14 protein-coding genes are annotated in these 12,879 nt (G+C 66.7%); 6 read left to right on the top strand and 8 right to left on the bottom strand.

What is annotated here, in order from left to right:
- Positions 1–91 precede the first annotated feature (91 nt).
- The 3 genes from nrdR to rpiB all read right to left on the bottom strand — a co-directional run bounded on the left by nrdR (position 92) and on the right by rpiB (position 2,468).
- Positions 92–559, bottom strand: a complete 468-nt coding sequence (gene nrdR, locus ACCD06_RS07940) for a transcriptional regulator NrdR (RefSeq protein ID WP_014247245.1) — start codon at positions 557–559, stop codon at positions 92–94.
- A gap of 20 nt (positions 560–579) precedes the next feature.
- The gene (glyA, locus tag ACCD06_RS07935) at positions 580–1,881 is read right to left on the bottom strand and encodes a serine hydroxymethyltransferase (protein WP_109074566.1); all 1,302 of its coding nucleotides are present in this window, start codon (positions 1,879–1,881) and stop codon (positions 580–582) included.
- Between the two features lie 149 nt (positions 1,882–2,030).
- On the bottom strand, positions 2,031–2,468 hold the full coding sequence (gene rpiB, locus ACCD06_RS07930; RefSeq protein WP_109074567.1) for a ribose 5-phosphate isomerase B: 438 nt from the start codon (positions 2,466–2,468) through the stop codon (positions 2,031–2,033).
- 569 nt (positions 2,469–3,037) lie between these two features.
- Between rpiB and ACCD06_RS07925 the strand changes: the two genes are divergently transcribed.
- Positions 3,038–3,481, top strand: coding sequence for a MucR family transcriptional regulator (locus ACCD06_RS07925; RefSeq protein WP_042701716.1), 444 nt, complete (start codon positions 3,038–3,040; stop codon positions 3,479–3,481).
- Between the two features lie 209 nt (positions 3,482–3,690).
- Here the strand turns inward: ACCD06_RS07925 and ACCD06_RS07920 are convergent, their stop codons facing one another.
- Both ACCD06_RS07920 and ACCD06_RS07915 read right to left on the bottom strand, forming a co-directional pair.
- Entirely contained in the window at positions 3,691–4,149 is a 459-nt protein-coding gene (locus ACCD06_RS07920) for a hypothetical protein (protein WP_413339909.1), read from the bottom strand.
- A 428-nt stretch (positions 4,150–4,577) separates the two neighbouring features.
- The gene (locus ACCD06_RS07915) at positions 4,578–4,832 is read right to left on the bottom strand and encodes a DUF6898 family protein (protein WP_109074569.1); all 255 of its coding nucleotides are present in this window, start codon (positions 4,830–4,832) and stop codon (positions 4,578–4,580) included.
- Positions 4,833–4,971: 139 nt separating this feature from the next.
- On the opposite strand from ACCD06_RS07915, the gene ACCD06_RS07910 reads away from it, so the two are divergent.
- The 5 genes from ACCD06_RS07910 (at position 4,972) to ACCD06_RS07890 (ending at position 8,970) form a co-directional block, all read left to right on the top strand.
- Positions 4,972–5,484 carry a ferritin-like domain-containing protein gene (locus tag ACCD06_RS07910; RefSeq protein WP_413339907.1) on the top strand — a complete coding sequence of 171 codons (513 nt, stop codon included), beginning with the start codon at positions 4,972–4,974 and terminating at the stop codon, positions 5,482–5,484.
- Between the two features lie 114 nt (positions 5,485–5,598).
- Positions 5,599–6,018 (top strand): hypothetical protein, encoded by a 420-nt coding sequence (locus ACCD06_RS07905; RefSeq protein ID WP_109074571.1) that lies wholly within the window; start codon positions 5,599–5,601, stop codon positions 6,016–6,018.
- A gap of 39 nt (positions 6,019–6,057) precedes the next feature.
- Entirely contained in the window at positions 6,058–6,468 is a 411-nt protein-coding gene (locus tag ACCD06_RS07900; protein WP_413339905.1) for a hypothetical protein, read from the top strand.
- 13 nt (positions 6,469–6,481) lie between these two features.
- Positions 6,482–6,958 carry a GNAT family N-acetyltransferase gene (locus tag ACCD06_RS07895; protein ID WP_413339904.1) on the top strand — a complete coding sequence of 159 codons (477 nt, stop codon included), beginning with the start codon at positions 6,482–6,484 and terminating at the stop codon, positions 6,956–6,958.
- 326 nt (positions 6,959–7,284) lie between these two features.
- Positions 7,285–8,970: a methyl-accepting chemotaxis protein gene (locus tag ACCD06_RS07890; protein ID WP_413339902.1), complete on the top strand. Its 1,686-nt coding sequence runs from the start codon at positions 7,285–7,287 to the stop codon at positions 8,968–8,970.
- A 224-nt stretch (positions 8,971–9,194) separates the two neighbouring features.
- Here ACCD06_RS07890 and ACCD06_RS07885 read toward each other — a convergent pair whose 3' ends face one another.
- From ACCD06_RS07885 to ACCD06_RS07875, 3 genes are all read right to left on the bottom strand, one after another.
- Positions 9,195–10,016, bottom strand: coding sequence for a universal stress protein (locus tag ACCD06_RS07885; protein ID WP_109074575.1), 822 nt, complete (start codon positions 10,014–10,016; stop codon positions 9,195–9,197).
- A 195-nt stretch (positions 10,017–10,211) separates the two neighbouring features.
- The gene (hypD, locus tag ACCD06_RS07880) at positions 10,212–11,324 is read right to left on the bottom strand and encodes a hydrogenase formation protein HypD (RefSeq protein WP_109074576.1); all 1,113 of its coding nucleotides are present in this window, start codon (positions 11,322–11,324) and stop codon (positions 10,212–10,214) included.
- Between the two features lie 123 nt (positions 11,325–11,447).
- Positions 11,448–12,842 carry a methyl-accepting chemotaxis protein gene (locus ACCD06_RS07875; RefSeq protein ID WP_247871281.1) on the bottom strand — a complete coding sequence of 465 codons (1,395 nt, stop codon included), beginning with the start codon at positions 12,840–12,842 and terminating at the stop codon, positions 11,448–11,450.
- Between the last annotated feature and the right edge of the window lie 37 nt (positions 12,843–12,879).

Genomic DNA, 12,879 nt, shown 5'->3' with positions numbered 1-12,879 from the left:
GAGTTAAGTGTCGGAGCGGCGGCAGTCCCCTCTCCCACCGAAGGTGGGGGAGGGTTAGGGAGGGGGCACCGACACGCCCCCTCTCCACACTTCACATCCCCGGCGATGCCTCTGGAGCCAGCTGCTCCACGAACTCGTTGAAGTCGGACGCCTCGCGGAAGTCCTTGTAGACCGAGGCGTAGCGGATGTACGCCACCTGATCCATCGTCTGCAGCGCCTCCATGATCTTCTCGCCGATCTGCTTCGACGGGATTTCGCTCTCACCGGAGGATTCCAGCTGGCGGACCATGCTGTTCACCACCCGGTCGATGCGGTCGGCGTCGATCGGGCGCTTGCGCAGCGCGATCTTCATCGACCGCAGCAGCTTTTCGCGGTCGAAGGGCTCGCGCTGGCCGTTGCTCTTCACCACCGTCAGCTCGCGCAGCTGGACGCGTTCGAAGGTGGTGAAGCGGGCGCTGCAACTGGGACAGAAGCGCCGCCGGCGGATTGCCGAGTTGTCTTCGGTCGGGCGCGAGTCCTTGACCTGGGTATCCTCGTTTCCGCAGAACGGGCAGCGCATCTGTCGATCACCTTATCGGATCAGAGGGTCGGATAAATCGGGAACTGACGGCACAGGCCGCGCACCCGCTCGCGCATCGCGGCCTCGACCGCCGTGTTGTCGCCGGAGTTGCTGGCGGCCAGCCCGTCCAGCGTCTCGACGATCATCTCGCCGACCTGTTTGAATTCGGCGGTGCCGAAGCCGCGGGTGGTCGCCGCCGGGCTGCCCAGACGGACGCCGGAGGTGATCATCGGCTTCTGCGGGTCGAACGGCACGCCGTTCTTGTTGCAGGTCATGCCGGCATGCTCCAGGCTGGCTTCCGCCGCCTTGCCGGTCAGGTTCTTCGGACGCAGGTCGACCAGCACGATGTGGCTGTCGGTGCCGCCCGACACGATGTCCAGCCCGCCGCCGATCAGCGTCTTGGCCAGCACCTGGGCGTTGTCGACCACCGCCTGGGCGTAGGTCTTGAACTCCGGACGCAGCGCCTCGGCGAAGGCCACCGCCTTGGCGGCGATGACATGCATCAGCGGGCCGCCCTGCAGGCCGGGGAACACCGCCGAGTTGATCTTCTTGGCGATCTCTTCGCTGTTGGTCATCACCATGCCGCCGCGCGGGCCGCGCAGGGTCTTGTGGGTGGTGGTGGTGGCCACGTCGGCATAGGGGAACGGGTTCGGATAGACGCCGCCGGCGATCAGGCCGGCATAGTGTGCGATGTCCACCATCAGGTAGGCGCCGACCTCGTCCGCGATGGCGCGGAAGCGCTGGTAGTCAAGGACGCGCGGATAGGCCGAGCCGCCGGCGATGATCAGCTTCGGCTTGTGTTCGCGGGCCAGCGCCTCGACCTGATCGAAGTCGATCAGGTGGTCGTCCTTGCGAACGCCGTACTGCACGGCCTTGAACCACTTGCCCGACATGTTGGGGGCGGCGCCGTGGGTCAGGTGGCCGCCGGCGGCGAGCGACATGCCGAGAACGCAGTCGCCCGGCTGCAGCAGGGCCAGCATCACCGCCTGGTTGGCCTGGGAACCGGAGTTCGGCTGCACGTTGGCGAAATCACAGCCGAACAGCTTGCAGGCGCGCTCGATCGCCAGGTTCTCGGCGATGTCGACGAACTCGCAGCCGCCGTAGTAACGCTTGCCCGGATAGCCTTCGGCATACTTGTTGGTCAGGACCGAGCCCTGCGCCTCCAGCACCGCCTGCGAGACGATGTTCTCGGACGCGATCAGTTCGATCTGCTCCTGCTGGCGGACCAGCTCGTCGCGCACCGCGCGGGCCAGTTCGGGATCGGTCTCGGCGAGCGAGGCGGCGAAGAAGCGGCCGATCTCGGCGGTGTTGCTGCTGGTCATGGCGGAAGGTTCCTCGATCGAAGGGCGCGAAGCCGGCCGGACGCCCGGTCCGGCGGCTTCCGTTGGGTCTTTCCGGGTTCTGTCGCGTCCCGGTTGCGGGCCTTGGCGGCCAAATAACGGGCCAGGAAAAGGCGGCGCGACAGGCGCGCTCAGCCCATCTTGGCGATGCGGCGGCTGTGACGCTCCCCGCCCTCGAAAGCGGTCTTCAGGAAGACGTCGACGCAATCCTTGGCGATCTCCGGGCCGATGACGCGGGCGCCGAGCGCGATCACGTTGGCGTCGTTGTGTTCGCGCGACAGGCGCGCGGTGGTCACGTCATGGACCAGGGCGGCGCGGATGCCGGGATGGCGGTTGGCGGCGATGCTGATGCCGATGCCGCTGCCGCAGATCAGCACGCCGCGCTGCGCCCGGCCGTCGGTGACGGCGGCGGCCAGCGCCGCGGCGAAATCCGGGTAATCGACCGAGGCCGGCCCGTCGGTACCGAGGTCGAGGACGGTAAAGCCGGCGTCCTCGAGCTGCCGGGCGATCTGGGCCTTCAGCTCATAGCCGGCGTGATCGGAAGCGAGTGCCACGGTGCGGACGGTCATGACGGCAAAAACTCCGGTGCGTGCGGTAGCGGATGCACAAACGACGACAGCGCCGGCAATGCGGCGAAAGACGCCCGCACCCTACCAGATGTCGGTGCAGACCGCCACTGCCACACCATGACGTGGATGCATAGCTAAGCTCGGGGCCAAACCCGGCCGGCCCCGACCGCGACCGGAGACACCGGGATGCGGGCCGCTTTTCGCGGCTCCCCGTCCGCACCGAACCATCGCACCCCGTCACCGCGAAGGTGTGGAGACGGTTTTCACCTCTGCGTTGCCGAGAAGCCGAAACAAGGGAGTTAGCCGATTCGTTATAGGAGCGGGAAGATGCCCAATTGCCGCTGCGGACTCGGCGGAAAATCGCAAGCCTGCGCTTACTAGACCGCCGCTAAAGCTGCGGCACAGCCACAACCGCGCAACGATATTCAGCGAAGGCTGATTTGCACCTCGCTCCTTTGTTCTGGCAGCCAAGAGCAACTAATTTGGAGCTTGCCGAAATTATATTGACACCCAAATCACGGTATGCAACTTGGTTCGTACGGACAAATGAAAAACCAGGACACAGTGCAATGAGCGACCAGCTTCGCGCCGATGTACCGGACAATGCGCTGCTGCGGATGACCGCCGACATCGTATCGGCGTATGTCAGCAAGAACGTGTTGCCTGCTCAGCAAATCCCCGATGTGATCAATACGGTCTACTCGTCGCTGACTGGCCTGAATGGTCAGCCTCGCGAGGTCGCAGCGGAACCGCTGAAGCCTGCCGTTCCGATTCGCAAGTCGGTGACGCCCGAATACATCGTCTGCCTGGAAGACGGGAAGAAGCTGAAGATGCTGAAGCGGCACCTTCGCTCGACCTACAACATGTCGCCGGACGAGTATCGCTCCCGTTGGGGACTTCCGCCCGACTATCCGATGGTGGCGCCGAACTATGCGGCGCAGCGTTCGGAATTCGCCAAGCGCATCGGCCTCGGCCGCAGCTCCGGCCGCCAGACCCGCCGCAAGGCCGGCTGATCGTGTAAAGTCCGTATGCAACCCGGGCCGGTCCCATGGGATGCGGCCCGTGTGCATGTCAGAACGATGGCAAAGCGGTCGGATTGACGGCGAAGCCATCGGATTGGTTGAAGACGCGAGCCAGCCCCCCCCGCCAGCTGCGGCGGACCGATCGCCGCCGGCATCTCAACCGCCCCGGCGCACCCCGCCAGCCTCCCGCTTTGCCAATCTCAGTTGGCGCAGCCCTTCCGGCCCGACAGGCGGCAGTTGAACCGGTCGACATTGCGGCTCAGTTCCCGCCCGGTCGCCACATTCTCTTCGTTCAGGCAGGTCAGGTAGGCCATCGACTTGTCGACATACTCCTTCACCTCGCCCTGACAGGACGACATCTTGTCGGCGCTGAGGAAGGTGGACTGGTCGTCCATGCACAGCGGCACGCCCGGCTTCAGACAGCCCGCCGCCGGGGTGGTGGGCTGGGGCGCCGTCGATGCCGCTCCGCCAGCCTGAGTGCCCGGTGACGGCGCAGCGGGCGCGGCAGACCGGCTGCCATGATCCTGCGTCCCATGGCCCGGCTTCTGCGAGGTCGCGGCGCTTGCCGTCCGCGCCGTGCTCAGCACCGGCAGGGCCGCCGCCAGGGCGGTTGCCGTCAAGACCGCCGACATCACCGACACGCGCAGGAAAGCCGTCACACGAACCGCCCTCACACCAACCATTGCCTCGATCCTCTGGTGTTTCGTTCCTCTGTGCGAAAGCCGGCCGGACAACGGCCGGGCCCTTTCTTCGCTTACCCGCCCCGACGGCACGGGAGAAGGGCCCTTTCTATGCGCCATTCGTTCAGAGATGCGCGGTTCTACAAGCGTTACACCCCCTGCGCCAGTGCCAACGGGCAGGCATAGGTCTACTGTCTGGGTCGAGCGGTTCGCTCTACGACCGGCGATCCGGATTGGGACCATGTCCCATGCGGGGTTGCCGGCGGAGGCATGCCGGCGCTCACCATCAGCAAAAGCCAGACTTCGATACGCGCCGCCCGGCCCCGTCCGGCGGCGCGTTTTCTTTGGCAGGCCCCGGAAGGCGGTCAAAAGCGGTCGGTCAAAAGCAGCCGGCCAACAACAGCCGATCAGTAAAGGCCGCCACGCCCCTTCGGCGCCGGCTTTCCCGGTCCCCCGGGAGAACCTCCGTTGTCCGCATTCTTGTTCTGGACGAAGCGCAGCTTGTTGATCGCCGTCCGTTTCAGCAGCTCCTGGCTGCCGGTCGCCGGGCCGGCCACCGTCACCTCGACGCCCGTCTTCGCGTCGATGGCGGTGACCCTCAGATAGCTGCCGACCCGCTGGAATTCGAACAGCACCTCGCCGTCGCCGCCCGCTGCCGTCATGATCCGTCCCCTCCCCTATCCGAAGGCCGATCCCCGTTCGAGACCGCAACGCCCGGTGACCGCCGCTGTTGTTCCCGCTGCCATTCGGCGCGCAGGAGCCCCGCTCCGCCAATACCCACAGCGAGGAAGGACCATCATAATGGCCGCCAAGACGATGCAGGACCTGCTGATCGAGGATCTTCGCGACATCTACCACGCCGAGAAGCAGATCGCGAAGGCCCTGCCCAAGATGGCCAGGGCCGCCAGCTCCGACCAGCTGCGCAAAGCCTTCGAGACCCATCTGGAACAGACCAACGGCCAGATCGAGCGGCTGCAGCAGGTGTTCGAGGAAATGGACACCCGCCCCCGCGGCAAGCATTGCGACGCGATGGAAGGGCTGATCAGCGAGGCGCAGGAAATCCTCGAAATGGGTCTGGCGCCGGAGGTTCAGGACGCCGCCCTGATCGCCGCCGCCCAGAAGGTGGAGCATTACGAGATCGCCAGCTACGGCACGCTCCACGCCTATGCCAGCGCCTGCGGCCTCGACAAGGTCGCCAAGCTGCTGGACGAGACGCTGCAGGAGGAAAAAGACACCGACTCGCTGCTGAACAAGCTGGCCATCGGCGACGTCAACAAGAAGGCGATCGCGGCCAGCGGCAAGAAGGCCGCCTGATTCCAGCCAGACCGTGACCAATCGCCCCTGGGTCGGCAAAAGACCCGGGCGGCGGTTGCAACCGCCGCGTCGGACCGGTAGAATCCAGCCTTCCGGTCCTTCGCGGTGTTTGTCATGCGCGGCTTTCTGCCTGCCCTCTGCCTTGCCCTGTTCCTGACCTTGCCGTCGGCGCTGCCGGCCGCCGCGAACGAAGGGGCGGCGGGCGCCCTGCCCCCGTCCGTGCGGATCAAGCCGCTGATGGTCCCGGTGGTGAATGCCGGCCGGATCGAGAAATACACCCAGGTCGAAGTGAATCTGGAAATCGGCGACGCGCTGAAGCTGGGCGAGGTGCAGTTGAGCATCCCCCGCCTGCACGACGCCATCCTGACCGCCATCTACAGGGGCGTGGACGAGGGATGGATCGTCCGCGGCAACATCGCGAACGTCCCAGCCCTGCGCCGCCGGATCGACGAATCGGTCGTCGCCATGTTCGGCAAGGACGTGGTCAGCCGCATCCTGATCACGCCCATCGCACGCCAATCGTCGCTGCAATAACGCAACTCCAACAGCCCGTGCCGGGAGGATCGAGTCGTCATGCCCGTCGTCTATGTCGCGCGCAGCGCCGCCCTGACCAAATGGGCGTCCGACGTCGGACAGGGTAAGCACATCTACAAGCTGGGCGTCGCGGAGGACGAGGCCGCGGTCAAGGCCGCCGTCGCCGCCGGCTGGGGTGGCGAATCCGACTGGAAGCTGGTCCAGTCCCAACAGGTCGAGGATCTGGACGAGGACAGCGCGCTCGCCCGGCTCGGCCGGCGCGAGAAGGTGATCGACCCCACCTATTACCCGCGCCTGAAGGGGGCGGCCGGCGTCTACCGCATCACCCTGACCAATGTGCAGAACAGCCTGCTGGTCGCCAAGGCGATGACCGCCGACGAGCCGCTGACCGAAATCAAGGTCAAGCCCAAGGACATCGCCGACTACATGATCCGCAACGCGATCGCCTGAGCGGCCCGCCGGAATGTCCGCTCCGCCGATCCGCCGCGTCGCCTTCGACGCCCTGTCGTTGACCGACCTGCACGACATGCTGGCCCTGCGCAGCCGCGTGTTCGTGGTCGAGCAGTCGTCCCCCTATCCCGACATCGACGGCCGCGACCCCGAGGCGCTTCACCTGATCGCGGCGGACGGCAGCGGCGCCATCGTCGGCTGTGCCCGCTGCCTTGGCCCAGACCGCGAGGTCCCCGGTTCCGAAGGTCCGGATACGACGGTCTCCTTCGGCCGGCTGGCGGTGGACCGGTCGCAACGCTCCACTGGGCTGGGTCGGGCGTTGGTCGCGGAGTCGTTGGCGGTGCTGGCGGAACGCTGGCCCGACCGCGACGTGCTGATCGGCGCACAGCTTTATCTGGAGCGCTTTTACGGCAGCTTCGGTTTTGTCCGGGTCACCGAGCCCTATGACGATTTCGGCATTCCCCACATCGACATGCGGCTTCGTCGCTGACCGCCGAAGCGGCCCTCCGATCTCCATAGGTTGGTGCGTCACCCTGCCGCATGCGCGCCAAGGCAATGATGGCGCGCAGACCAGTTACTGCCGGTAGAACAACGTCAGACTGTTAACGCTTTGTTTGCAAGGCGGGTATAGGCCTTACGTGACAGACAGAAGATTTCGACATACGTAAAATTTTAGGTGATCGAAATCGGGATTCCTGCCGTATCAGGTTTTGCAATCGAACGGGTTAGACACTCACCCAATCGGATGCAACTCCGCGAGGCAAGGCGACTGTCCGCGCGAATCACAAGCCCGTCCGGTCACATGAGGCGCAAGAAATGTCCTGGTTCACCAATCTCCGAATCGGCGGAAAGCTGCTGACGGCGTTCGCCGCGCTGATCGTCATCATCGGTGCGATCAGCTTTGCCAATTATGCCACGCTGTCGTCCATCCAATCCTCCATCGGCTGGACGATCCACACCTACCGCGTGATCCAGACCACCGATGCGGCGCTGGCGGCGCTGGTGGACCAGGAGACCGGACTGCGCGGCTATCTCGTCAGCGGTGACCAGGCTTTCCTGGAGCCCTACCGGCGGGGTGAACAGGCGTTCGACCGCGCCTTGGCGGAGGTGAAGTCGCTGACCGCCGACAATCCGCAGCAGCAGGCCCGGCTGGAGGAATTGCGCAAGAACGCCACCACCTGGCGTCAGACCGTGGCCGAAAAGGAGATCGCCCTGATGTCCAAGGCCGAATCGCGTGAGGAAGCCCGCGCGATGGAGGCGAAGGCGCTGGGCAAGGCCTCGATGGACAATGTCCGTACGCTGGTCGCGCAGATCGAGGACGCGGAGCGCGCGCTGCTGACCCTACGCAAGGACGAACAGAAGGCCGCCTTCTCCACCGGCTATCTCACCGCCATCATCGGCGCGCTGGCTTCCGTCCTGGTCGCCGTGGCCGCCGGGATGGTGCTGCGCGGGGCCATCGCCTCGCCCATCGTCGCCATGACCGCCGCCATGGGCCGTCTGGCCGGCGGCGAACGGGCGGTCGAGGTGCCCGGCGTCGGCCGCAAGGACGAGGTCGGCGCCATGGCCGAAGCGGTCGACGTGTTCAAGCGCAACGCCATCGAGGCCGACCGCCTCACCGCCGCCCAGCGCGCCGAAGAGGAAGCCAAGGCCCGCCGCACCGCCCGGCTGGAGGAGCTGATGCGCACCTTCGAAGGCAATGTGACCGCGGTGGTGCAGAGCCTGTCGGGCGCGGCGACCCAGATGCAGCAGTCGGCCGGCATGCTGACCAGCACCGCCGACGAGACCAACCGCCAGAGCACCACGGTGGCCTCGGCCGCCGAACAGGCCTCCGCCAATGTCCAGACCGTCGCCGCGGCGGCGGAGGAACTCTCCTCCTCCATCGACGAGATCGGCCGTCAGGTCTCGCAGTCGACCCGGGTCGCCGAACAGGCGGTCAGCGGCGCCAGCCGGGCCAACGGCGTCGTCTCCGGCCTTGCCGACGGCGCGCAGAAGATCGGCGAGGTGGTGGACCTCATCAACAACATCGCGGCGCAGACCAACCTGCTGGCGCTCAACGCCACGATCGAGGCGGCCCGCGCCGGTGAGGCGGGCAAGGGCTTCGCGGTGGTGGCGAGCGAGGTGAAGAGCCTGGCCAACCAGACGGCGAAGGCCACGGAGGACATCACCGGCCAGATCGCCACCATCCAGGGCGCGACCCGCGAGGCGGTTTCCGCCATCGAGGACATCGGCCGCATCATCACCGAGATCAGCCAGATCTCCGCGACGATCGCCTCGGCGGTGGAACAGCAGAGTGCGGCGACTCAGGAGATCAGCCGCAACGTCCAGGAAGCGGCCCAGGGCACGCAGCAGGTGACCAGCAACATCGTCGGCGTCACCCGCGCCGCCGGCGACACCGGTCGCGCCGCCGGCGAGGTCCGCAACGTCGCCGACCATCTCAGCATCGAATCCACCCGCCTGCGCCAGGAGGTGGAGAGCTTCCTGAGCGGGGTGAAGGCGGCGTGAGGGATGTTTGGGGGGGCACCGTGTTGCCCCCTCCCCATCCCTCCCCCGCTCTCAGCGGACCTACGGTCCGCCTGTCGCGTCAGCACAAAGCATAGCTTTGTGCGAGAGCTTCGCGGGAGAGGGGGCAGGACGCTTGCAGGAGTTTCACAGCGGAGCGGCGGCAGTCCCCTCTCCCGCGAAGCGGGGGAGGGTTAGGGAGGGGGCAAAAACTCCCCCACTCCCGCTCAGTGCGACAGCAGCAGCGGCACCGGGCAGGTGCGCAGGACGTGGCGCGTCCCGCTGCCGCGATGCAGGAACGGGAAGCCGTAATGGCCGTGGGCGCCCATCACCAGCAGGTCGGCGCCGGTGTCCATGGCGCGGGCCAGCAGGGCGTCCATCGCGCCGATGTCGTCGACCGTGAAGTGGGTCTGCTCCGCCTTCACGCCGTGGAAGGCGAGATGGTCGAGCAGCCCGACCCGCGGTGCTTCCGGCGCCGCGTTCGAGGCCTGGGTCAGCACGGTGATGACCGTCACCTCGGAAGCCTTCTCCAGCATCGGCATGGCGTCCGACAGGGCGCGGGCTGCTTCGCGCTCGGCATTCCAGGCGACGGCGATGCGCTTGCCGATCACCGGGAAGCGGCCGGCATAGGGAATGACCAGCACCGGCCGGCCGGAGTTCAGCACCACCTGCTCGTTCAGTTCCTCCGGCGCAGCCTGCGATCCGGCCTCGCGGTCATACTGGCCCAGAATGGTCAGGTCGGCGAAGCGCGACCAGATGATGACCTCGCGGATGACGTGGTTGTATTCGCCGTGGGTCAGGCCGTGCCAATGGCCCTGCAGGCCGGACGCGGCGAGCTTTTCGTTGAACAGCGCCTCACTGCGTGCCGCCGCTTCGACCAGATGGTCGCTGGACCGACGGGCGATCACGCTGCTGGCGTTGCGGTCGCCCTGCGCGAACAGGCCGCGCAGGAAGGCGCCGTGGCTCTGGGCCAGCGCGATGGCGGCGTCGAGTCGCGCCTCGACATGCGGGCTGCTGTCGAGATGGACGAGGATGTGCTTATAGGTCATGCGGGTCCTCCCGGTCTGAAATGCGAAGTCTTGCGACGTCTGCCGTTTTCCGCAGGGCCGATGCCATGGGGTTTATGGCCGGCCCAACGGATTGTTTCATGTGCATCATGTTTAACCGGGCGGCGTTCGTCCAGCAGCGTTCGTCCAGCCTGCGGTGAAAGGTCGCAATGGCGCAAACGCATCGCCCGGAACCGGTCAGGCGTCGCGGAACCGTCCATAGGTGTAGTGCGCCGCGCAGGCGCCTTCGGCCGAGACCATGCAGGACCCCATCGGGTTTTCCGGGGTGCAGACGGTGTCGAACAGCTTGCAGTCGATCGGCCGCTTCACGCCGCGCAGGATGGCGCCGCAATCGCAGCCCTTATGGTCGGGAACGCTGGCCCCGGCGATGGGAAAGCGTCGTTCGGCGTCGAAGGCGGCATAGGCCTCGCGCAGCTTCAGGCCGCTGTGCGGGATGCTGCCCAGGCCGCGCCATTCGAAGGACGGTCGCGTCTCGAAGATCTCCAGCACCAGCGCCTGGGCCTTGCGGTTGCCGTCGGCGGTGACGGCGCGGGTATACTGGTTCTCGACCTCCGCCCGCCCGTCGTTGATCTGGCGGATCAGCATCAGGATCGACTGCAGCACGTCCAGCGGCTCGAATCCGGAGATCACCACCGGCTTGCCGTAATCCGCCGCGGCCGGGGCATAGGCGTCCGACCCGATGACGACGGAGACATGGGCCGGCCCGACGAACCCGTCCAGCGACAGCCCCTCGTCCGCTCCCGCCATGATGCCCTGGATGGCCGAGGGGGTGAGCACATGGTTGCAGAAGACGGAGAAGTTGGTCAGCCCCTGCGCCGCCGCCGCCCGAACCGCCAGCGCGGTGGGCGGAGTCGTCGTCTCGAAGCCGATGGCGAGGAACACCACCTGCCGGTCCGGATTCTCGGCGGCGATGCGCACAGCCGCGTCGGCCGACACCACCATGCGCACGTCGGCGCCCTGCGCCTTGGCCTTCAGCAGGCTGAGCCGCCCGGACCCCGGCACCCGCATGACGTCGCCATAGGTGCACAGCGTCACCTCCGGCCGGCGGGCCAGCGCGATGGCGTCGTCGATCCGCCCGACCGGCAGAACGCAGACCGGGCAGCCCGGCCCATGGATCATGCGCACAGTGTCGGGCAGCAGGTCGGGAATGCCGTAGCGGGAGATGGCGTGGGTGTGGCCGCCGCAGAACTCCATCAGGTGATAGGTGCGGTCGGCCCGCACCTCCCGCGCGATGGCGGCGGCGACGTTGCGGGCAAGCACCGGATCGCGGAACTCTTCGACGTATTTCATGGTCGCTCCCTCTGCCCCGCCATTTCACCCGCAAGGCTGATCGTATGCGTTGATACGGATCAAGAGGGAAGTTCGGCAATCCATGTGCTCGGCCATGTGCTTGGCCATGTGCTTGCCGCTACCTCACACCTTGTAGGCCAGCCGCAGCCCGCCCCAATGGCGGCCACGGACCATGACGGGAGCGGAGACGTCCTTCATCAGCGTGTATTTCCCGCCGCCCATGTCGCGCCGGTAGGTCTGCAGCAGGAAGGGCTTGGTGTTGCGCCCGGCGGCCAGACCGACGCGGTCGTTGAAGATGCGGCGGTTGCGGCAGTTGGCGGCGTTCCACACCGGGTCACGGCCCTGCGGCTGGCTGAACTGGCGGTTGTGGGTGGGCAGATAGCCGTTCTCGTCGATCGCCACGCAGAAGACGATGCGGCTGTTGGCCGCCAGCACCGGCTCCTGGATTCCGGGCAGCACGCGGTCGCACAGCTGGGTGTAGCGGGTCAGCACCTGCTGCGGGTCCGATCCGGCGACCGGCTGGTAATTGCGGTCGAACAGGTCGGATTCGCTGATGTCGCCACGGGCCAGCGCATCCTCGAAGGCCGCGGATACTTTCTCGGCGGCGTCCTTGACCGCGGCGATGAAGGGGGTGTCGACCGTCTCGATGTTCAGTTCGGCGGTGATGCCGATCAGCCGCTCGCTCATGCCGACCAGATTGTTCACCCGGTCGCGCGCCTGCGCCAGATTGTCGCTGGACAGCTTCACGCCCACCGCAAGGTCGGCGATCTCGTGCTCCAGCTCGCCGCAGTTGCCGCCGATCTCGGCCGACGCGGCGTCGATCTTGTCGGTCTCGCCGTTCAGTTCGCGCATGGCGCGGCCGACCGTCTCGATCACCGTGCCGATGGCGGTGGTTCCCTCGCTGACCGCGCGGGCTTTGGCGGCGCTGGCGGCGCTCTCCGTCATCAGGCGCTGGGCCTGCTCGTTCAGCACCTTCAGCGTCGCGTCGATTTCCGTCGTCGCCTCGCTGGTCTTGGTGGACAGCGACTTCACCTCGTTCGCCACCACGGCGAAGCCGCGCCCGGCCTCGCCGGCGCGGGCCGCCTCGATGGTGGCGTTCAGCGCCAGCAGGTTGGTCTGCTTGGCGATGGTGAAGATCTCCTTGGCGACCTTGCCGACGCGGTCCAGCGCCTCGCGCAGCCCGGCGATCTGCCCCTCGATCCCCGTCACCGACGACACCAGCGCATGGATGTCGGACAGCGACTGCTGCACCCGGTCGTGGGAGCTGTCGACCTCCTGCCGCGCCTGTTCGGTGACCGAGCGCGCGACGGCCGAGGCCTCCGAGATGCGCTGCGTGCTGCGCGACATCTTGGCGCCGGTATCGCGCAACTGCGTGAACACCTCCGACTGGTGGGTGACTCGGGCGTTAACATCCTCGATATGGCCGGCGATATCCGCGATCTCGATTCCGAGATTGCCTGCTTCCTGCGCGATGTCCGCGATCAGATGCGGACGAAGCCCAACGCCACCATCCATCATATCCACCATTCTTGCTGTTTTATAACCGAGCGCTTTC

It is taken from the genome of Azospirillum sp. CT11-132 (assembly GCF_047302835.1).
Lineage (GTDB): Bacteria > Pseudomonadota > Alphaproteobacteria > Azospirillales > Azospirillaceae > Azospirillum.
This window is presented reverse-complemented; position numbering and strand designations above follow the sequence as displayed.